22 protein-coding genes are annotated in these 19,715 nt (G+C 36.3%); 17 read left to right on the top strand and 5 right to left on the bottom strand.

Annotated features, from left to right (window positions below; translation table 11 throughout):
• Positions 1 to 119 precede the first annotated feature (119 nt).
• The 10 genes from D0S48_RS09010 to D0S48_RS08965 all read left to right on the top strand — a co-directional run bounded on the left by D0S48_RS09010 (position 120) and on the right by D0S48_RS08965 (position 8,541).
• The gene (locus tag D0S48_RS09010) at positions 120 to 1,223 is read left to right on the top strand and encodes a hypothetical protein (RefSeq protein WP_151111366.1); all 1,104 of its coding nucleotides are present in this window, start codon (positions 120 to 122) and stop codon (positions 1,221 to 1,223) included.
• 92 nt (positions 1,224 to 1,315) lie between these two features.
• Positions 1,316 to 1,867, top strand: a complete 552-nt coding sequence (locus tag D0S48_RS09005; protein WP_370455741.1) for a sigma-70 family RNA polymerase sigma factor — start codon at positions 1,316 to 1,318, stop codon at positions 1,865 to 1,867.
• Entirely contained in the window at positions 1,852 to 2,268 is a 417-nt protein-coding gene (locus D0S48_RS09000; RefSeq protein ID WP_151111362.1) for a helix-turn-helix transcriptional regulator, read from the top strand. The genes D0S48_RS09005 and D0S48_RS09000 overlap by 16 nt, the downstream gene beginning before the upstream one ends.
• The gene (locus tag D0S48_RS08995; protein ID WP_151111360.1) at positions 2,258 to 3,577 is read left to right on the top strand and encodes an FtsW/RodA/SpoVE family cell cycle protein; all 1,320 of its coding nucleotides are present in this window, start codon (positions 2,258 to 2,260) and stop codon (positions 3,575 to 3,577) included. The genes D0S48_RS09000 and D0S48_RS08995 overlap by 11 nt, the downstream gene beginning before the upstream one ends.
• A 153-nt stretch (positions 3,578 to 3,730) precedes the next feature.
• Positions 3,731 to 3,946, top strand: coding sequence for a 50S ribosomal protein L31 (rpmE, locus tag D0S48_RS08990; RefSeq protein ID WP_151111358.1), 216 nt, complete (start codon positions 3,731 to 3,733; stop codon positions 3,944 to 3,946).
• Positions 3,947 to 4,088: 142 nt separating this feature from the next.
• Positions 4,089 to 4,667 (top strand): thymidine kinase, encoded by a 579-nt coding sequence (locus tag D0S48_RS08985; protein WP_144539692.1) that lies wholly within the window; start codon positions 4,089 to 4,091, stop codon positions 4,665 to 4,667.
• Positions 4,668 to 4,933: 266 nt separating this feature from the next.
• Positions 4,934 to 6,013 (top strand): peptide chain release factor 1, encoded by a 1,080-nt coding sequence (gene prfA, locus D0S48_RS08980; RefSeq protein WP_144539690.1) that lies wholly within the window; start codon positions 4,934 to 4,936, stop codon positions 6,011 to 6,013.
• The gene (gene prmC / locus D0S48_RS08975; RefSeq protein ID WP_313955905.1) at positions 6,006 to 6,863 is read left to right on the top strand and encodes a peptide chain release factor N(5)-glutamine methyltransferase; all 858 of its coding nucleotides are present in this window, start codon (positions 6,006 to 6,008) and stop codon (positions 6,861 to 6,863) included. The genes prfA and prmC overlap by 8 nt, the downstream gene beginning before the upstream one ends.
• Before the next feature lie 45 nt (positions 6,864 to 6,908).
• Positions 6,909 to 7,439, top strand: coding sequence for a stage II sporulation protein R (locus D0S48_RS08970; RefSeq protein ID WP_186318213.1), 531 nt, complete (start codon positions 6,909 to 6,911; stop codon positions 7,437 to 7,439).
• Positions 7,440 to 7,506: 67 nt separating this feature from the next.
• Complete coding sequence (locus D0S48_RS08965; protein WP_151111355.1) at positions 7,507 to 8,541, top strand: L-threonylcarbamoyladenylate synthase; 1,035 nt, start codon at positions 7,507 to 7,509, stop codon at positions 8,539 to 8,541.
• A gap of 142 nt (positions 8,542 to 8,683) precedes the next feature.
• Here the strand turns inward: D0S48_RS08965 and arr are convergent, their stop codons facing one another.
• Positions 8,684 to 9,100, bottom strand: coding sequence for an NAD(+)--rifampin ADP-ribosyltransferase (gene arr / locus D0S48_RS08960; RefSeq protein WP_151111353.1), 417 nt, complete (start codon positions 9,098 to 9,100; stop codon positions 8,684 to 8,686).
• Between the two features lie 459 nt (positions 9,101 to 9,559).
• Between arr and D0S48_RS08955 the strand changes: the two genes are divergently transcribed.
• Complete coding sequence (locus tag D0S48_RS08955; RefSeq protein ID WP_191963901.1) at positions 9,560 to 9,790, top strand: hypothetical protein; 231 nt, start codon at positions 9,560 to 9,562, stop codon at positions 9,788 to 9,790.
• A gap of 102 nt (positions 9,791 to 9,892) precedes the next feature.
• Here the strand turns inward: D0S48_RS08955 and D0S48_RS08950 are convergent, their stop codons facing one another.
• The gene (locus D0S48_RS08950; protein ID WP_144539676.1) at positions 9,893 to 10,288 is read right to left on the bottom strand and encodes a VOC family protein; all 396 of its coding nucleotides are present in this window, start codon (positions 10,286 to 10,288) and stop codon (positions 9,893 to 9,895) included.
• 158 nt (positions 10,289 to 10,446) lie between these two features.
• Here D0S48_RS08950 and D0S48_RS08945 point away from each other — a divergent pair, with 158 nt between their 5' ends.
• From D0S48_RS08945 to D0S48_RS08935, 3 genes are all read left to right on the top strand, one after another.
• A complete protein-coding gene (locus D0S48_RS08945; protein WP_151111349.1) occupies positions 10,447 to 10,677 on the top strand; it encodes a hypothetical protein in 231 nt (76 codons plus the stop codon).
• Between the two features lie 613 nt (positions 10,678 to 11,290).
• Positions 11,291 to 12,619, top strand: coding sequence for a group II intron reverse transcriptase/maturase (ltrA, locus tag D0S48_RS08940; RefSeq protein WP_151111347.1), 1,329 nt, complete (start codon positions 11,291 to 11,293; stop codon positions 12,617 to 12,619).
• Between the two features lie 177 nt (positions 12,620 to 12,796).
• On the top strand, positions 12,797 to 13,192 hold the full coding sequence (locus D0S48_RS08935) for a GyrI-like domain-containing protein (RefSeq protein ID WP_151111345.1): 396 nt from the start codon (positions 12,797 to 12,799) through the stop codon (positions 13,190 to 13,192).
• Positions 13,193 to 13,406: 214 nt separating this feature from the next.
• Here D0S48_RS08935 and D0S48_RS08930 read toward each other — a convergent pair whose 3' ends face one another.
• A complete protein-coding gene (locus tag D0S48_RS08930) occupies positions 13,407 to 14,642 on the bottom strand; it encodes an IS110 family RNA-guided transposase (protein ID WP_151111343.1) in 1,236 nt (411 codons plus the stop codon).
• Positions 14,643 to 14,969: 327 nt separating this feature from the next.
• On the opposite strand from D0S48_RS08930, the gene D0S48_RS21110 reads away from it, so the two are divergent.
• Complete coding sequence (locus D0S48_RS21110) at positions 14,970 to 15,098, top strand: hypothetical protein (RefSeq protein ID WP_255475385.1); 129 nt, start codon at positions 14,970 to 14,972, stop codon at positions 15,096 to 15,098.
• Between the two features lie 171 nt (positions 15,099 to 15,269).
• Complete coding sequence (locus D0S48_RS08925; RefSeq protein ID WP_144539666.1) at positions 15,270 to 15,758, top strand: hypothetical protein; 489 nt, start codon at positions 15,270 to 15,272, stop codon at positions 15,756 to 15,758.
• A gap of 406 nt (positions 15,759 to 16,164) precedes the next feature.
• On the opposite strand, the gene D0S48_RS08920 is transcribed toward D0S48_RS08925, so the two are convergent.
• Together D0S48_RS08920 and D0S48_RS08915 are read right to left on the bottom strand one after the other, a co-directional pair.
• Entirely contained in the window at positions 16,165 to 17,391 is a 1,227-nt protein-coding gene (locus D0S48_RS08920; protein ID WP_151111341.1) for an MFS transporter, read from the bottom strand.
• Positions 17,388 to 17,963 carry an ArsR/SmtB family transcription factor gene (locus D0S48_RS08915; protein WP_142540481.1) on the bottom strand — a complete coding sequence of 192 codons (576 nt, stop codon included), beginning with the start codon at positions 17,961 to 17,963 and terminating at the stop codon, positions 17,388 to 17,390. The genes D0S48_RS08920 and D0S48_RS08915 overlap by 4 nt, the downstream gene beginning before the upstream one ends.
• A gap of 402 nt (positions 17,964 to 18,365) precedes the next feature.
• Between D0S48_RS08915 and D0S48_RS08910 the strand changes: the two genes are divergently transcribed.
• Positions 18,366 to 19,568, top strand: a complete 1,203-nt coding sequence (locus tag D0S48_RS08910) for an IS110 family RNA-guided transposase (RefSeq protein ID WP_151111339.1) — start codon at positions 18,366 to 18,368, stop codon at positions 19,566 to 19,568.
• The last annotated feature ends 147 nt before the right edge of the window (positions 19,569 to 19,715 follow it).

Raw genomic sequence — 19,715 nt, 5'->3', positions numbered from 1 at the left:
TAATATTAAATGATTATTTTTATTCAACTAAAGTAATGAAGGATTATCTAGTGTTTTATTGAACTTAATAACAGAGGCGGAGGCAAGTCTAAAAACTGTTGCCAGAAAGGAAACTAATAATGAAAAAGGTTGAAATTGATAATATCATTGGTAAATTTAAAAATGAAAATATAAAGATGGAAGGTATTACAGAACTAGGTGAGGGAGCTTGGCATAAGGTCTACAGGGTAGAGAGGAAAAACGAGGATGACCTTGTACTAAGGGTTAGGAAAAAGATAGCTTATGGGGAAATTCAAGCTTTTAAGGATATTGACTTGATTACTGAATATGAATCTGCAAAGGCTTATTACTTACAAGCAAATCAGTGTATGGATTCAATAAGTCCTTCTTTCTATGAATATTACATGGATGACTCCTTAGTTTTTAACATTGAAAGTTATATGGGTGGTGAAAAAACTTTTAAGAGCCTTGAACTTTCTGAAGCATTTGAAGTAGGAGAGAAAATCGGAAACTTTCTTAAAATAATGCACGGAAAAAATCCTGATTTAAATGGGTACGGCAATCTTGAATGGAATGGTGAGCGTCTTGAAGGAGAGTTACAACAAGAAGTAAGTCAAATTTGGCAAATGGATAATGACTTTTATATAAGAATATTAAACAAGTTGAAAGATACCAATTTATCATATAATCGCGATAAAGTTGGAAATATGATACTAAAATTAATAGAAGATAGAAGGAAATGCCCACAAAAGATATCTCTGGTCAACCAAGATGTAACACCAGAGAATCTTATATTTAATATAGATAACCTTTCTATTATTGATCCATATCCAAGATTAGATTTTGATATGAAATATGCTGGTTTTTTCGTTTTTTGTTATAACTTCCTTCTTCCAGCCTATTCAAATACGGATAGATATAAAAAACACTCTTATAATCAGTATTCAAATATATTGACACGTATTGCAGAAGGTTTTATTGAAGGCTATATAGAGGGCAATGATTATTTTTATAAGAATTTATTGGATGAATACATCTTGTGGATATTATTAGAGGCTTATGAGCACTATGAGGTATTAAATGAAGATGTCTTAAATTCTAAGGTGAGGCAACAAATGGGCGATGAAGAGATGATTAAGAATAGATTAGCACTATGCTTAAAGGAATTAGAAAATGCAGCATCTGATAATGCTTTTCCTTATTTAAATTACAAGATGGAATAGTTATGTTATCGCTAACGAATGAAGAATAAGAATAAATAATGCAAACTTTTTCACCTGCACACTCGTCTAATGTGCGAAAAGGGGGGAAGACGGTGGAAGAATTATTTGTAGCAGATGCTAAATCAACGAATTATGAGCAGCTTATCGATGAATTGATGAACACATATGGTCAAGATATATTGCAGCTAGTATATGCTTATGTACATAATGAAGCTCTGGCAGAGGATTTAACGCAAGAAATTTTTGTGAAGTGCTTCAAGGGGCTACCAACCTATACTGGGCGGTCATCCATTAAAACATGGCTGTGGCGTATTGCCATCAATCATGCCAAGGACTATTTAAAAAGCTGGTACAACCAGAACGTAAAGGTAACAGAAGATGCTATTTTAAGTAGAGCAACTATATCTTCAAGTGTTGAACAAGTCATTGTACAACAGGACGAGGATACAGAACTTACAGCAGCTGTTATGAACTTACCTATTAAATATCGTGAAGTGATCTTTTTATTTTATTTTGAAGAATTATCTATTAAGGAAATTGCAGCCGTCTTACAATGTAACGAAAATACAATTAAAACAAGGCTACGCAAAGGTAAATTTTTATTAAAGGGTATATTGGAGGGGTCTGAATGGAAGAGAGATTAAAAGGATTAAAAAAAGCCATGAAAAATACTACGTTTGAGCGCCTACAATTTTCGGAGGAACTTCAGCAAAAAGTGAACGATCAAATCAGACAAATCTCTCCAGTTGCTTTAACAGAAGTAATATTACCTTTTTTAATAGAGTCAAAGACTGGTAGAGAGCTAGCAGAGATTCTACATATAACGGGAGAAAAATCTATCCTTTCTAATGAGGGCAGCATATATACCCATCTTCATCAGGCAGAACAAAACGGAATAATAGATTCCTTTTGGGCAGAAGACGGTGAAAAATATTATAGATTATCGAAAAAAGGTAAGAAACTATTGCAAAAAGAGTGTCCTTCACCATCTAATCGTTTCTCTCTTAAGCAGTTATTTCTAGAGGTGACCACCGATGAACATTAAGCAATATTTACAGTCGGTTGTAGCCCATATTCGCTCCAAAGAGGCAAAGGTCTATGTGGAAGCAGAGCTAGCTAAACATATGAAACACTCGAAAATGGCTTGGATGACAAAAGGATATACGGAAACAGACGCAGAAGATAAAGCAGCATCAGAAATGGGCAGTCCTATCGAGCTTGGTAAATCATTGAACAAGGTCCACAAGCCTAAAATAGATTGGCTACTCCTGTCTTTATTCATCGGAATATTATTTCTTAGCTTTTTGCCGATTTTAGCTTTAAATCAACCACAGTATGATTACAGATTTGGTCATATGATTCCTTTATTTTTGTCTAATCATATACTTCATATAATTCTTGGATTTGTCGTAGCTATTGTATTGATGTATTTTGATTATCGAAAGTTTGCGCAATGGGGTTATATTTTTTACGGTATAGCTTCTTTATTTATTATATTCTTGTATGTTTTTCACAACACTCAAATAAACGGTGAAGTAATGTTTGAGATAGGTTCATTAAAATTGCAGGTTTGGATGGCTATTCCGCTATACTTCATTGCCTGGTCAGCATTGTTTACTAAAGAAACCTTTGCACTATGGCAAGGGATTGTGTTAGTGTCGCTATCATTCCTTTTATTTAGCTTTATAGCAAATTTGTCGGCATTATTTATTTACAGTGTACTTGTTGGCGTGTTATTTATGTATAGTAAATTTTCTAGAAAGCAAAAAGTTATAGTAGTTGGAGCTATGTCGACTTTACTCATAAGCTACATAATATTTATGTGGCTCAGCTATCAAAATGGCATTATAGAGAACTATCAGATTGCTCGTTTATTAGGTTATTTAAATCCACTTGCTTATGCTGAAAATGCGGGTTATATGTATGTACTGCTCTCTGATCTTCTACAAGGAGCAAAATGGTTTGGCTCTGGAACTTCCCATACCATTCCGACAGCTCATACAGATTTGGTATTTGGACATTTAATACAATCTTATGGATTAGCCTTAGCCCTCGGGTTAGTTTTACTATTAAGCTTATTCGTTGTACGCTTTATACGAATCTCTTCTATGACAAAGCATTCCTTTGGTAGACTACTGATAATAGGATGTATTACAATTTTCTCTACACAATTCATATATACTGTTGCGATGACGCTCGGAGTAGTTCCTATTGTATCTTTGTCACTGCCGTTTCTAAGCTACGGATTTATGCCGACCGTTCTCAATTCCTTCTTGTTAGGGTTGGTTCTCAGTGTCTACAGACGCAAAAACTTTATACAGGATGTATCGTTTTCAAAATTAAATGCAAACTAATGACTTGTATAGAACAAGATGACGTGTTATTATATGTAACGTAAGTTTATACATTTCTGCTACATATGCGATTGACATCAATCGGATCGTGTAAGGTATCAGTTTCATAACCAACTCTGTTCCAGATGGTTCAGGGCGAGAGGAGAGATAGAGATGAAAGCAGGAATTCATCCCGATTACAAAGAAGCAACAGTATCATGTTCATGTGGTAACACATTCACAACTGGTTCTGTAAAATCAGACATCAAAGTCGAGTTCTGTAACGAATGTCACCCATTCTATACTGGACGTCAAAAATTCGCAGCTGCGGATGGCCGTGTTGATCGCTTCAACAAAAAATACGGAATTAAAGAAGAATCACAAGACTAATAACAAAATACCTGCAGAGCACCTAGTGCTTTGCAGGTATTTTTGTTTGTGACAATTCGTCTAAAAGAGTTTCAGGTATTCCACTCGTATGATATAAATAGATAGAAGTAAAATACATAGTCGATAAGTAAGGAGATATATCATGGCTCAACTATTTTTTAAGCATGGCGCAATGAACAGTGGAAAATCAATTGAAATTTTAAAGGTGGCACATAACTACGAGGAACAAAATAAACCAGTCGTTATTTTCACACCTGGTATTGACACTCGAGATGAAGTAGGACATGTCTCAAGTCGAATCGGATTGAAACGTAAAGCCAATGCTATTTTTGATGACACGGACCTATTTGAATTAGTAAAAGAAATTGATCCAAAACCGTATTGTGTGCTAATCGATGAAGTGCAATTCTTAAAAAAAGAGCATGTTCTTCAGCTTACGCAAATAGTAGATGAGCTTGATATTCCGGTCATGGGCTTTGGTTTAAAAAATGACTTCCAAAACGAAATGTTTGAAGGAAGCAAATATATGCTGATTTATGCCGATAAAATTGAAGAAATGAAAACAATATGCTGGTTCTGCCATCGTAAAGCAATTATGAATCTGAGAGTAGACGAGAAGGGTCACCCAGTATACACAGGTGAACAAATTCAAATCGGAGGCAATGACTCCTATTATCCGGTTTGCCGTAAATGCCATGCTAATCCTCCGCTAACTCATTGAAGTCCGTGATTAAGTAAGTAGGTATTTCATTTGAAAGCCGGGGAACCTTGCATAGAAGGCTTATTTAAACCTACGATTGGTAAATGAGTGGGGAGCGAGCGAAATTGCATCTTCGCGAGCCTTTTAATGAATAGAGCAGTCATCTATTCACTCGTTAGCTTAAAAGCCCTTAGTATGCAGTTGCAGCAAAACAGAAAAAGTAGCAAGGACTGTACTTTTTCTTTATAATAGTACTATTAGACACATAAATGAACGAGGTGAGCTCGATGTTTGATCGATTACAATCGGTAGAAGACCGTTATAATAATTTAAATGAATTGCTTAGTGATCCAGATGTTGTCAATGACACAAATAAGCTAAGAGACTATTCAAGAGAGCAGTCGAATTTGCAGCCAACAGTGGATGCTTATCGAGAGTATAAGGAAGTAAAAAGCCAATACCAAGATGCAAAGCAAATGCTTGATGAAAAGCTTGATGCTGACATGCGTGAGATGGTAAAGGAAGAGGTAAGTGAGCTAGAAGGCCAAATTGCTGAGCTAGAAGAGCGCTTGCGTATTTTATTGATCCCAAAAGATCCGAATGATGACAAAAACGTTATTATGGAAATTCGTGGAGCAGCTGGTGGTGACGAAGCTGCACTATTTGCAGGAAACTTGTTCCGAATGTACAGCCGTTTTGCGGAGACGCAAGGCTGGAAGATTGATATTATGGAATCCTCACCTACAGGTCTAGGTGGATTTAAAGAGATTATCTTCATGATTAATGGTAACAATGCCTTTTCTAAGATGAAATATGAAAATGGTGCACATCGTGTGCAACGAGTTCCGGAAACGGAGTCAGGTGGACGTATTCATACCTCAACTGCAACGGTTGCAGTACTTCCGGAAGCTGAAGAAGTAGACGTGGATATTCACGAAAAGGATGTTCGAGTAGATACTTTTGCATCTTCAGGTGCCGGTGGACAATCGGTTAACACAACGATGTCAGCCGTTCGTATGACTCATTTACCTACAGGTATTACTGTTTCAATGCAAGATGAAAAGTCTCAAATTAAAAACAGAGAAAAAGCAATGAAAATCCTTCGTGCTCGTGTTGCGGACAAGTTCCGTCAAGAGGCACAAGCGGAGTATGATGCAGTTCGTAAGTCTGCAGTAGGTACCGGAGACCGCTCGGAGCGAATTCGTACTTACAATTATCCACAAAATCGAGTGACTGATCATCGTATCGGTTTGACTATTCAAAAGCTGGACCAAATTTTAGAGGGCAAGCTGAACGAAGTCATTGACGCACTGATTTTAGAGGATCAAGCAGAAAAGCTAGAAAGAATGAATGATACGAATGTCTAAGACAATCTATGAGGCCCTGAATCGGGCTTCTTCTTTTTTAGGGGAAAATAATCGTGAAAAAGAAGTAGCTCGCTATCTATTACAATTTGTCCTTGGAAAAAATTATTCGCAGCTTATGATGGCTATGTATGAGGAAATATCCACAGAAGATTTTAATACTTTCTGGAGCTACGTAGAGGAGCATACGACAGGAAGACCCTTTCAATACATTATTGGTCAGGAAACTTTTTACGACCGAGAGTTTTTAGTAAATGAGTCTGTTTTGATTCCTCGCCCAGAAACAGAAGAATTAATAGAAGAAGTAAAAAAACGTTCATCTGTAATATTTGGTGATGAGGTTCCCCTCCATATAGCAGATATAGGAACGGGGAGCGGAGCAATAGCTGTAACTATTCAAAAAGAAATACCTCATTCTCTAGTAACAGCAACCGATATTTCTGAAAAGGCGCTAGAGGTGGCAAGTCATAACGCTAGACGACTTGAGGCAACTATTAATTTCAAGCACGGAGATTTATTGCAGCCAATTATGGATGAAAAGTGGGATATAATATTATCTAATCCTCCTTATATTGGACATGATGAAGCTCCATCCTTATCAGATACAGTCATCGATTTCGAGCCACATTTGGCTTTGTTTGCAGAGGAGGATGGATTACAGCTTTATCGAAAAATGGCTGTAAATCTCCCGAGTTTGATGAAAATACCAAGTTTAATAGGTTTTGAGATTGGCTATGAACAAGGAGAGGCAGTAGCAAATATGCTTCAAAAGGCTTTTCCTAATGGGAAGGTAGAGATTGTTAAGGATATCAATGGAAAAAATCGTTTTGTTTTTTGTACAAATGCTGAATAAGATATGAATCTATTGGTAACAATGTTCCTAAGGGAGGAATGTTATATGTTACCAGATTACGAGATAAAAAGAGCAACCTCAGTAGGACAAAAAATTGACGCAACAATTCTATTTGTATGGATGCTATTAGTCATTCAAACATTTTTGTTTTTGTTTATCCACGATACAGAACAAACTGAAGCGATGCGCTTTCGCTTAGTTGCAAATAGTAATACTGTCTACGATCAACAGGTAAAGAAAGAAGTACAGGAAATAATAGCTCCAATGCTTATCAATTACGAGATGAACCCAGAACAAACATATACAGAACTTGAGAAAACTGTGGAAAGCCTATCAACAAGCTTCCAAGAAAAGATGACAATTACTAAGGGGCAAACAATGTTCCCTCCTAAGGAATGGGAGAGTGGAATTGCTGCTCAAACCAATGTGGAGGCGATTGTCATTTCAATTGGAAGTGGTAGAGGAGACAATTGGTGGTGTGGTTTGTTTCCAAAGGCTTGTTATAAAGAAGAAGTAAAAGAGGAAAAGCCTAAGTTTTTTGTATGGGAATGGTTAAAAAAGAAATTTTCCACATAGTTTTCCACAATAATCTGAAAGTTATCAACATTTTGTGGATAAGAATGGAAGAAGGGAGAGATTATGCATGGATACAAAAATTTTAGCTGTGGGTAACTTATCCACAGAAGAAGCAACTTATGCACAAGCTGTTCAATTATTAGAGTCTGGCGAAGTTGTCGCTTTCCCAACTGAAACGGTATACGGCCTAGGAGCAGTTGCTACAAATGAAAAAGCGGTAGCAAAAATATTCGAAGCAAAGGGAAGACCACAGGATAACCCACTTATTGTTCATATTGGCTCTAATGAAGAAATTCATGAGTTTATTTCAGATATACCGAAAATAGCACAGAAGTGCATGGACTCATTTTGGCCAGGACCATTGACGCTGATATTACCATTAAAGCCAGGCATATTAGCGAACAATGTTAGTGCAGGGTTGAATACAGTTGGAGTAAGAATGCCTAATCATCCTGTAGCTTTAAAACTATTAAGACAACTAAAGCATCCGGTTGCCGCTCCAAGTGCCAATAGAAGTGGAAAACCAAGTCCGACGAAAGCAAATCATGTATTACACGATTTAAACGGAAGAATTCCTTCCATAATTGATGGTGGAGTAACAGGAATGGGATTAGAATCAACAGTATTAGATTGTACTAGTGAAATTCCAACTATCTTGCGCCCAGGTGGGGTTACGAAGGAAATGCTTGAGCAAGTCATTGGCCCTGTTAATGAAGCAAAGCTGACAGATCGAGCAGAAGCACCAAGAGCGCCAGGGATGAAGTACGCTCACTATGCACCAAATGCTCCTGTTTTTTTAATAGATGCGTCGTTAAATTCTATCCGTAAAGCTATTGAAAGCATACATAGAGAACAAAAAAAAGCGGCTCTAATTGCAACAGAACAGTTCGAGTTGCCAGAGGCTGACTATTATTTCACATTAGGAAGCGACGGACAAACAGATGAAGCTGCTCATTTGTTGTATCAGGCGCTTAGAAGTTGTGACGATACGGATGCGGATATAGTAATAGTTCCAGTATTTCCAAAGACAGGAGTTGGAGCGGCGATAATGAATCGTTTAGAAAAAGCTGCAAATGGCAAATGGTATTTGGAAAATGACTAAGAAAAGTAAAAAAGACTTATAAGTGCCATTTCTTATTACAGATACTAGAGAAAATTTAAGAGGACGATCTTGGCGTAAGTCAGGATCAGGCTTCTTCCTTAATTTTTGGTATCCTAAATTATTACCTTATAGATATTCTGGATTAATCGTATATTACATTTTTTCCTTGTTCACTTAACTTTTTTAATGATGTAAGCATATGATTTACTTCTTCGTCGGAATGTCTTTCCCATGAACTTAATTCAGCGATTATTTTCAAAGGAGATTTAGAACGATAAGAACGTGTTGGGTTTCCAGGAAATCTTTTGTCAGTTAAGTTCGGATCATTTTCAAAAGAACCTAATGGTTCTACAATATAAATTCTTTCTTTTGATTTAGATCTTGCTAATTCGGCACCCCATTTAGCAGCATCTAAGGTTGCAGTAAAATAAATATAGTTAGATTTTTTATCTTGGTAATTTGATAAGTGTTGAGCTTCTAATAAATCTCCAATTTTTAGTTCTGCTTTAGTACCATGAAAAAAAGGACCGTTATCTAGGATATCTGTTTTGTCATTCATATACTTATACACTCCTTATATTTTTAGATTTGGAATACTAGTATAGTATGGGTATTATAAAAAGAGTAGTCTATATTTTAACCTGTAAGTAATGGTATAATGTAAATAGAAAGAATGATGTTGAACGACCATTCCCTTTTTTACGTTTTAATTAGTAATCCTTTTTTTGAAAAATAATACTTAAGCTTACGAGTGCTGTAGCTAAACAAGACCATCATCAACTTGATGGTCTATTTTTACGTCCAAAAACATCAATTAGATATCGGTGGTCCATTGTGTGAAATGTTACACTTAAATTAACGAAGCAGCTTAGAAGGAACTATTCGATGGAACAGAGAACATTACTTAAGATAAAAGTCTTGCGGAGGAGACAATGAAAAAAATCTGATTTTTATACTCTTATTTGTATTATTGATACTTACATCTTGTGGAGGACCATATACATCGACAACGTCCTATTTGAAAATCATGGAAAAAGGTCACTCGGACAATTATAAGGAATACTGGATAAAAGCTTATGACCCGAATAATGACACGGAAGAAGATGCTTTTAAAATCGTTGTAAATGAAGAGATGGCTTGGAATCTAATGGAGGAAAATAAAGAATATTTTACAACTTATTCGAAAGAGGGAAATTATCCTTGGATTTTAGACCAAATAGAACAAATAAAAATTGAACCCCAAAAATGAGAAGAGAATGGTAGTTTTTATTTCGCATTAGACTCATTATGTGTACTAGAAAGAAAGGCGCAAAAAAATTACGCCAGTAACTCAAATAGTAAAAAAAATTTTTTACTGTTCTGGGTGAAGGATATTGCAGGCACTTAACCAATTTCCAGAAGGATCTTTAAATCCAAAACCTCCAAATTCGCCTTGTAAATTTAAAGGACCAACTTCAACTTGTTTTCCTTCAAGCCACTCATATAATTCTTTTAAGGAAGGAGTATAAAAGTCAATTACGCTATGAACGATATTAGTATTTGTATTTCTGAATGATAATCCATTAATTTTTTCCGTTTCAACCAAAAAAATCGTTGGAACTCCTTTTGATTTCATAGTAAGCATAGCATTTTTTTCTCCTTGAAAGTGGACTTCGGCACCAAGGATATCGATATAAAACGCTATAGATTCTTCTAAATTAGTAACAGGTATTTCCATTGTAGCAATATGTGATATTAAATTAGTCATAGTAGCCTCCTGTGTTTTGTTTACACATATATTTTTCTACACTCAATTAAGAAATCCCTCTTAAGTTTCAAGCTTTTTATGGAACAAACGTTGCAGGATAATTGAATAAAGAAGATTGAAAGGAAAGTAATTCACACAAAAAAATGGAGGTATAAAAGGTGGACATATTACTCTGGATATCTATTGGTTTCATAATAATCGGATTTGTTGTTCTCACTTCTATGAAAAAAGGTATGGAAAGTAAGCTCGATTTTATAACAGCAAATATGGATGAAGAGGAAAGTTCAACAAAATCTAAATCCATCATTTGGTGGATAGTGAGCACCACAGCTTGGGGAATAGTGAGTATGATCCTTATTGTTTGGTGGTTTCATAATCACTTTGGATAACTGTTGGTTCAATTGTACTTGCAAACGGGTAGCTTTACTTCAAGAAGGAGTAAAGCCTTTTTGCTGCCTTTTGAGGTGACTTTTTCATATTGAACTAACGACGTAGGTGTGCGGCCGAGCCTAGGTCGTATCATATAGCGGGTGGGATTCCCGCCGAGAAAGAACTAGCCATTCACTCGTAGCGAGTCTTGGAGGGCTAATGGTAACATTAGCCTTTAAGCGTAGACAGTTAGGTGGCGGGCCGAAAGCCAAATGGTTGAAGGGATTGAGCCCCATAATGTTAGTAAATCGAGAGGGTTGATGCCTTACCTGCGGCAGAAAACTACATTTTATTCTTCGTTAAAGGCAAGAAGGATGAAGCCTCTCTGGGGTCAGAGACCTTGGCACGTCACACATGGATATGATACGGCAACTCGGGAGACCCTAGCGGTCTCTTCTTAGTGAAGAGTATGGTGTACAAGTGATAATAAGCAAGGAAACCAAATGCCGTTTAGGGAGTCGGATAGCAGCGTAGTACCAATGAAGTTGGGTAATGCCGATGGAGGAAAGGCTGCTACCAAGTTATCACCCTTACTAGGGACACATTTACTACACGCGGAGGTAGGAATACTAAATGGAAACAAAACTATTAAGGATAGCGGAATTAGCAAAATCTGATCCGAAAATGAAATTTACATCTATTGTACATTTACTAAATAAGGAATCTCTAGTTCAATGTCATCTTGAATTACCTAATAAGAAGGCAACAGGGATTAATGGCACCACTAAAGAGCAATACAGTGAGACTCTAGAGGAAAATATAGAGGATTTAGTAAGTAGGCTTAAAAGTAAAAGTTATCATCCTGTTCCCGTAAGGAGAATGTATATTCCCAAGCTTAACTCCAACAAGAAAAGACCATTGGGGATACCGGAACATGAAGATAAGGTTGTACAGAAAGGCATTACAAAAATACTAAATGCCATCTATGAAAATGAATTTCTAGACTGCTCTTTTGGGTTCCGCCCAAATCGTAACTGCCATGATGCTTTGAAAATATTAAATCATTATATGGAAAAGAAATCGGTAAATTATATAGTAGATGTAGATATTAAAGGGTTCTTTGACAATGTTGACCACGTATGGATGATGGAGTTCTTAAAGCTGCGAATTGCTGACCCTAACTTACTAAGAATAATTGGTAGGTTTCTTAAAGGTGGATACATGGAGGAAGGAAAGAAATACAAGACAGATAAAGGCACACCGCAAGGTGGAGTCATATCTCCGGTCCTTGCCAATCTGTACCTTCATTATGTCCTGGACATGTGGTTTGAGAAGGAAGTTAGAAAACAGTGTAAAGGAGAAGCATACATAGTTAGATATGCAGATGATTTTGTGTGTTGCTTCCAATATAAGAGCGAAGCTCAGGAATTCTTTCAATCATTGAAGCTGAGATTACAGAAGTTTAACTTAGAAATAGCGGAGGATAAAACCAAAATTATTCCCTTTGGGAGATTTGCGGAGAAAGATGCAAAACTAAAGGGAAATGGAAAACCTGATACCTTTGATTTCCTAGGTTTTACACACTATTGTGGAAAGAGTAAATCTGGATACTTTCGAGTGAAACGGAAATCAAGCAGGAAAAAGCTACAAGGTAAACTAAAGGAATCGAAGGAATGGATAAAGAATAATCGAAATAATGATATTCATATGATTATGGATAGATTTAAACGCTCGCTTGTAGGTTACTACAACTACTATTGCATCACGGATAACACTCCAAGTGTTCACCAATTTAAAGACAAAATCCAATATTTACTGTTTAAATGGCTCAACAGAAGAAGTCAAAGAAAATCCTTTACTTGGGATAAATTCAATCTCTTTCTTCATAAATATCCGTTACCTTCACCAAGAATTAAGGTGAATATATACGACTTAAGAAAAGAAATTAGCTATATTTTGTGAATGATGACTAGGAGGAGCCGTGTGCGTAAATAGCGCAAGCACGGTTCTGTGAGGGGGGAGGAACACAATCTACCGCAAGGTAGAGAGGTTCTCTTCTACTCGACTAGTTTAAGAAGAAGGAAATGTAAATATCGATTATTGAACTTTAAGATATAGAAAATCGAAAGGGTGAGAATATTGAAATTATCAATTGTAAAAAGCATAAGAACCAATAATTTTAATGATGAACGTATAATGCAAAAAATCACTGTTATGTGGAAAGAGGCTACTGACAGTTTACATAAAAATGAAACTACATACGGTGTATATCATGAATATGAAAGCGACTATAAAGGGGATTATTCGTTAAGCATTGCCATTGAAGATATTAACGGGGAATCTTTTATAGAAATACCGAAAAACGAGAAATATCGTACTTTTAAAGTTGATACAACTGAAGAACAAGGCATCTTTAATACTTGGAGTAGAATATGGGAACAAGAAGAAGCTGGTATATTAAAGAGAGCTTACTCATTTGATTTTGAAAAATACTACCCTAATGGAGCAATTGAAATTCATATAGCCATAAGGTAGGTGACAATTCTTTTTGAACTATAGGGTGCTTTAGTAAAGATCGAGAGGTTGCTTAGGCAACTCTTTTTCTTATTGAACTAAACCAGCTAATAGTTTGTCAATATATTTCTATTAAAACTTTAAAAAACACATGATATACTAAAAAAGGGTATGACAAATAACCTTCCGAAATCTCTATTTGGAAGGTATTGGTATATTTGAATATTTATGTGTATCAGGCTAAATCTTGAAATGTGGTTTTGTTTTTTAATAAGGCAAAAATCCAGTGTAATAGTTTATTAACACAAGCTATCATGGCTACTTTATAGGGCTTTCCTTCCTCACGTTTCTTATCATAAAACTCACGTAATTTCTTGTTTCGAGGAATCACTATATCGTCTGTTTTAGCCTTTCGACAATCTCGTATCGCACAACGTACAGCCATAAATAAGACATGTCGAAGCCTACTTGAGCCCCGTTTGGTAATTCGATTCTTGGTCGCTGAAAACTTACCTGACTCGAATACGCTAGGGTCAACTCCAGCGAATGCTACAAGCTTTTTAGGATTGTTAAATCGATCTATCTCACCAATCTCTGAAATAATCGTTGCCGCGATTTTTTGACCGATACCGGGGATAGATTTGATGATAGTATATTCTTCAATTTCTTTAGCGAGGGCATCTATTTCTGACTCTAACTTTGATAGATGCTCTTTGTATTGAAGAAGGATATTTATATACATATCTAGACTTAAAATATGACTCAGGTAAACTGTTTTTTCAAAGGGATTCCTAGCTGCGGCTATTTTAAGTTGTACTGCTTTTTCATTGGCCCATTTAATCGATCTACTCTTACATAGTTCAAATATTTTGTCTGTAATTGATTCCTCACTAGCTTTTAAAATGTCTTCTGAAGAAGGGAACTCGGACAGAGTCAATAGAGAAACCACAGAATATAAATCTCCAAAAACCCCTTTATATTCAGGAAATACCTGTTCAAGGACCGCCTGAAATTGCAACTTCGTTTGAATCATTACACCAGTTATATTTTCATGTTGTCTAGTAAGATTGCGCAGGTTTAATAATTGTACACCCCGCTTTTTATATGGCTCCAATTCCTCTTTATAGAACAGTTCACATAAAAGATATGCATCAATGGCGTCGGTTTTAACTTTTCGCAAACTCGAACCTCTTGCCTTATATGAGATCAGAGGATTAATGATAATCATTAAATATCCTCGCTCTTCTAAGTAATGGACGACAGGGGCACCGTAATGTCCTGTAGCTTCTAAAATGACAGTAGGCTTCCTTCCAGCCTCTTTTTGTACATCCCCTAAAAACATGAAAAGGTCGTTCAGACCTTCCAAAGTATGATCTACCTTAAAACTTTTACGATATGGTTTGCCTTTATCTAAGAAAGCTTGAACCTGGCTTTCTCCTTTTGAAATATCCAGACCAACGACTGGATTCATTATCAATCTCCTCCTAAACTTTTAGCTTGCCAGTTGCCCCTAATCCTCCATGCAGTGTCACAGCTTCGCTTGTTATACGAGATCTAAGTCCCAACCAGCCTCAATCATGTTTCTACAAGTAGGGGGTGAACGGTTTAGTTGACGGGGTCAAGCCCCAAGGGCAGTTACGTTCTACCCTGGCTATTGTTATAATAAAACCATATAAAAAATAGTCAACCAGATTTTCTGGCTGACCTTATAATACGAAGTGGCAGGTTAGTTGAATAAGAAATGTTATAATCTGGATATAAATAATGATTTTTAAATGAGTATGATAGGAGATTGAAAATGGAATTTATTACATGGTTAGCTTTAGGGTTTGGTTTTAGTTCTGCATTTTATGTAGATAAAGTAAGAAAGAAAAATAAAGAATTAGAAGATAGGATAAAAGCGATTGAAAAAAAAGTAATGCTTTGATTATTACCAGTACTGATTTTCTTCTTCAATTAACGGGTGCTTTACTTCAAGATGGAGTAGAGCCTTTTTTCTTATCGAAACAATGACGGAGTTTAGTTGAAGAAGGAATTCGAATATAAAATAAAGAATAAGTAATAATTAAAAAATGGAGATTGTTAAGAGGGAGATGTAATGAAGAAATCATTATTCATTTTTATATTGATGTTACTTACTTTTACGACTGGGTGCAGTTCTACCACTCCGACTAATCCTTACACTGGGCGTGTTTTGAACATTGGTATCATTGGAAATTCACCTACTATAATAGAAAATAAGACAGTAAATTTTGTTCCGATTACTTTTGAAGATTTATCTAACGACAATTATAAAAACTATGATGCTGTCTTTATCATGAAAGAACAATTAGCAGAAGCCTCTAACGATAATTATTCAAAAATTTATGCTGAATTACAGAAACCAATAATATTCATTGGAACCGATTCATTGACCCCCTTCATCTCGGATGCTATTGACTATCGTCCAAAGGATTTTCAAGAAGGATTGTTGTATTCAGTTGGGTTAATTGAAGGAACTGAATATGGCTTTGGATTATATAACGATAAAGAAAATGAAGCAACGATAAAACTTTTTTATTCTGACCTTTTTAGATTGATAGAGTAAAACAGGTAAAGTTAAAGGGAATTTCCTTCTTCCACTAACAGGTGCTTTACTTCAAGATGGGGAAAAGCCTTTTTTTTATTGGAGAGATGCAAGTAATATTAATTAGTCGAATGAACATTGATGATAATTTTCTAGAAAAGCTTTAAAAACAGTATCTAAATAGGTTTTGATAATATCCATGAAGCTTTTCCTCCTGATTGTTTAAGCTTTGTTTATTATATTCTTCTTAAATTACTAACATTAAATACGTACTAGTTAGAAAATACTTCCCTGAAAACAAAATTTTATAGTGTCCCTGTGTCAGAAACTTTCATGTTAATTCCAATAAACATAAAAGTCATGAATTTCACGCTTGTTTCTGACATAGGTACATATTACAAAATCATAGTCATTTCAAACAATCCCCTTAAACAACCGCTTCTTCACTGCTTTGTCTGTTATAAACTATTAATCCCATTACGCCACTGAGGAATAGCAAAGTGGAAGCCAAAACAAAAATAAAAGCATAGGGAATGGTTTCCGATAGCCAGCCTGTCAACAACTGAGAAATTGGAACTGCCCCGAAAGCTGCTAGCGAAACGATACTCATCGTTCTGCCGAGCCTTGCCCTTGGAACATGGGCCTGAATCTTTGAAATGATGATGACACTTGATATACCATTCAAAATCCCTATGGCCGCTAAAGATAGCAACACGACCCATATGGAAGGAATAGCTACTAAAAACAAGAGCAGTCCCTGTATAAGTTCAAGCCAGTAAAACGAACGAAGTGTTTTATATTTTGGGTGTAATTTGGTGACAAACATCATGCCTATGACTGAACCTGCTCCAAAGGCAGCCAAGACGAATCCCATCTGTGAAGGTGCCAGATCGAAGCTTTCCTTTGAATATAGCGGTAATGCGATCTGCATTGGACCGACTACTACCAGTCCCCCCACTAAATCTACCAACAGTACGATACGGAGCCACTTGGTTGTCCACACTTGCTGAAACCCTTCCACGAAATCTTTCATAATACGCGAGTCTTTCACTTTAGGTGAGCTTTCCTTGTTAACGCTGACCATAATCCCGGTGATAGCGCCAATCAAATAAGACAGGGCATTTATGAGAAAACCAGCCTCAATTCCGTAGAGCCCCACCACTAATCCAGCAAGAGGAGGACCAATGAAGATGGCGGTTTGAGAGATTGATTGAACCCATGCATTTGCATTTTCTAAATCCCTTGTTTCTACGATAGAAGGAACAATGGTATTAAATGCCGGATAGAAAAATCCGCTTGCCACACCAGATAAAGAAATTAAGAGGTAAAGCAGTGGAAATGACAAGGCATCAAAGAATAAAAATGAAATCAAAACGGTCAAAATCACAAACCGAGCGAAGTCTGAAATCCAAATAACCTGTTTCGCACTTAACCGATCAACTGCAACGCCTCCCACCAGCAATAGAAGAATACGAGGAAAGACCGAGAAGAATAGGGAAAGAGCTATTTGACTGCCGCTTCCACCCATCTCAAAAATCAAGTAAATCAGGGCGATCTGCTGGAATCCATCTCCTATTGTCGAGAAGGACTGACCAAAGAAAAAATAAGCGAAATTCTTATTGGAGAAGAGGTTGTTTTTAAATAGTCTTCTCATTGTTTTGTTTCTCTTCTCTTAGATTTTGGAGAAACTGGATGAAAAAAACTGCTGATCGTATAGAATTTCCGATTATCTGTAGGTGTTCGTTTCATGGAAGAATTATTCATAATTTGATCGATAGCAGATAAATGTTCCTTAATAGAAGCTATTTCTTCGTCTGTTAACCACGCGTGTTCCTGAGTGATGAATGAGTTTGGAAGGAAACCTTCATGATAATCGACACTTTCGATGAGATTCCGGTAAGTTTCATGAAAAGTAGATTCGTAGAGCATATGTTCATCGGATTTGGCCAATTCAAGAGAAGGAGAAAGTCGGAATGAACGGGCTGAAGCCGTATAATATTTTTCGATGATGGATCCTTTTACTTCTTCTCTTGTAAGTCGGATAATTCCAGCGTTCAGGAGTTCCTTTACGTGAAAGTGCACTTTAGGTGCAGACTCTTTGAGGGCTATTGAAATTTCTTTATTTGTCATTTCATCAAATGAAAGAACGGTTAAAATACGCTGTCTTAGTGGATGGGATAGGGCATGAAGCTGCTCCGTAGTTTCAATAATCATTTCATAATTCATTTTATCGTCTCCTTTTCAAACTGCAATTAAAATATTTTTATCGATAAATTATAATTTATTAAAATAATTATATTTCATCTTTATTTAAATTGCAACCTGTAAATCTAAAGTTTCAGATTATTTCTATCTAGCTTTGAAACAGTTCCACTAACGGGTGCTTCGTATTATAAGGTTAACCAGTTTTTACTGGTTGACCTTATTTTTATAGGATTTAATATATCAGTAGCCAGGGTAGGACGTACGGGTGCGTGGGACAATGATCCCGTCGGCTAAACTGTCCACCCCCTACTTGTAGAAACATGTTTGAGGCTGGTTGGGACATAGATCTCGTATAACAAGCGAAGCTATGACACTACAAGGAGGAACAGGGGTACTGGTGAGTGAGTCAGAGGAGGAAGTTAAATGAACCCAGTAGTTGGACTGGATGTGGCAAAAGGAGAGAGCCAAGTTCAGGCATTTTTAGATAAATCGAAGCCGTTTGGAAAGAGTTATTCTATGAAGCATACACGAGAGGATTTAGACCGTTTTATAGGCTTCTTACATGAGATCGAAGTGATGACCGGGCAAATGCCTATAGTCATTCTAGAATCTACAGGTCATTACCACTCTCCTGTTATTCAATGCTTGGAGGAGAACGAGGTTTTATATATCTTGCTTAACCCTATTATTTCTTATCAAGCGAAGAGATCTAGTTTAAGAAAGGTAAAAACAGACGCAATTGATGCGTATCAGTTGTGTATGCTTTATTATAAAGAAGATTTTGAACCTCATAAAAAAAGAGGGATTCAACTCTTAAATCTTAGAAATCTATCGAGACAACAGGAGATTGTGACGAATATGTATGTGGAGGCTAAGCTACAGTTTCACACTATTCTAGATCAAGTGTTTCCTGAATACCGCAAGGTTTTTGGTGATCTTTATTCAAAGGTTTCTTTATTGATGTTAAAGAAATATCCCACTTCAGAAGATGTAATAACGGCTGGAGAAAGTAAGCTAGCAGAGTGTGTGATGGAGTTTTGTCCAAGACGTTCTAGTCTATGGGCATTGGAAAAGGCAAAAAAACTAATGGATTCTGCCTATCGAAATCCATTTCAAAAAGTGGTGTATCATAGTCACTTGATCAATCTTCAAATGTATATTGAAATGCTTTTTCAGTACCAAGGACACCTTTCGGAGTTGGAAGTTCGGATAGTGACCTTGGCAGATGAATTAGAAGATTATAAGATTGTCCAATCGATTCCAGGAATCGGAGAAAAGATCGCTGCCACGATCATCTCTGAGATCGGAGAAATCGAACGGTTTAATCATCCGAAAAAACTAGTTGCCTTTGCAGGAGTAGATCCCAGTGTTCACTCATCAGGAAAGTTTACTGCCACAACCAATCGTATTACAAAACGAGGTTCAAGTAGATTACGCCATGCTTTGTATCTTGCCGTATTGTGTGGTATCAGAAGTTCAAAAAACAACAAGCTGAAAGAATTCTATGATAAGAAGAAATCAGAGGGAAAGCCTGCAAAAGTGGCGATAGTAGCCTGTATTAACAAACTGCTTCATTGGATTTATGCTTTATTAAATAGCAAAGAAACTTTCCAAGATATAGCGTAATTACTGGTTACAAGTAATTAAGAGAAAACCTTCCAAAAGGTTTTTGGAGGGCTATTTGTCATGCATAAAATAGTATATCATAAGATTAATAATAATTTTAGAGAAAAATATTGACATTCTATTAGCTGGTTTAGCAAAATCTGGCCA

The organism is Psychrobacillus sp. AK 1817 (assembly GCF_008807035.1).
In the GTDB taxonomy this organism is placed as follows: domain Bacteria; phylum Bacillota; class Bacilli; order Bacillales_A; family Planococcaceae; genus Psychrobacillus; species Psychrobacillus faecigallinarum.
Note: the sequence above shows the minus strand (reverse complement) of the source record. Positions and strands in the feature narration are given on the sequence as shown.

Excerpts from the sequence above, each read along its gene's own strand:
- prmC (WP_313955905.1), top strand. The coding sequence starts at position 6,006 with ATGTCTAAGACAATCTATGAGGCCCTGAATCGGGCTTCTTCTTTTTTA.
- D0S48_RS08930 (WP_151111343.1), bottom strand. The coding sequence starts at position 14,642 with ATGAATCCAGTCGTTGGTCTGGATATTTCAAAAGGAGAAAGCCAGGTT.
- D0S48_RS08950 (WP_144539676.1), bottom strand. The coding sequence starts at position 10,288 with ATGACTAATTTAATATCACATATTGCTACAATGGAAATACCTGTTACT.
- D0S48_RS08970 (WP_186318213.1), top strand. The coding sequence starts at position 6,909 with ATGTTACCAGATTACGAGATAAAAAGAGCAACCTCAGTAGGACAAAAA.
- D0S48_RS08925 (WP_144539666.1), top strand. The coding sequence starts at position 15,270 with ATGAAGAAATCATTATTCATTTTTATATTGATGTTACTTACTTTTACG.
- arr (WP_151111353.1), bottom strand. The coding sequence starts at position 9,100 with ATGAATGACAAAACAGATATCCTAGATAACGGTCCTTTTTTTCATGGT.
- D0S48_RS08920 (WP_151111341.1), bottom strand. The coding sequence starts at position 17,391 with ATGAGAAGACTATTTAAAAACAACCTCTTCTCCAATAAGAATTTCGCT.
- D0S48_RS09000 (WP_151111362.1), top strand. The coding sequence starts at position 1,852 with ATGGAAGAGAGATTAAAAGGATTAAAAAAAGCCATGAAAAATACTACG.
- D0S48_RS21110 (WP_255475385.1), top strand. The coding sequence starts at position 14,970 with ATGGAATTTATTACATGGTTAGCTTTAGGGTTTGGTTTTAGTTCTGCA.
- ltrA (WP_151111347.1), top strand. The coding sequence starts at position 11,291 with ATGGAAACAAAACTATTAAGGATAGCGGAATTAGCAAAATCTGATCCG.
- D0S48_RS08995 (WP_151111360.1), top strand. The coding sequence starts at position 2,258 with ATGAACATTAAGCAATATTTACAGTCGGTTGTAGCCCATATTCGCTCC.
- D0S48_RS08915 (WP_142540481.1), bottom strand. The coding sequence starts at position 17,963 with ATGAATTATGAAATGATTATTGAAACTACGGAGCAGCTTCATGCCCTA.
- rpmE (WP_151111358.1), top strand. The coding sequence starts at position 3,731 with ATGAAAGCAGGAATTCATCCCGATTACAAAGAAGCAACAGTATCATGT.
- prfA (WP_144539690.1), top strand. The coding sequence starts at position 4,934 with ATGTTTGATCGATTACAATCGGTAGAAGACCGTTATAATAATTTAAAT.
- D0S48_RS08910 (WP_151111339.1), top strand. The coding sequence starts at position 18,366 with ATGAACCCAGTAGTTGGACTGGATGTGGCAAAAGGAGAGAGCCAAGTT.
- D0S48_RS08985 (WP_144539692.1), top strand. The coding sequence starts at position 4,089 with ATGGCTCAACTATTTTTTAAGCATGGCGCAATGAACAGTGGAAAATCA.
- D0S48_RS09010 (WP_151111366.1), top strand. The coding sequence starts at position 120 with ATGAAAAAGGTTGAAATTGATAATATCATTGGTAAATTTAAAAATGAA.
- D0S48_RS08965 (WP_151111355.1), top strand. The coding sequence starts at position 7,507 with ATGGATACAAAAATTTTAGCTGTGGGTAACTTATCCACAGAAGAAGCA.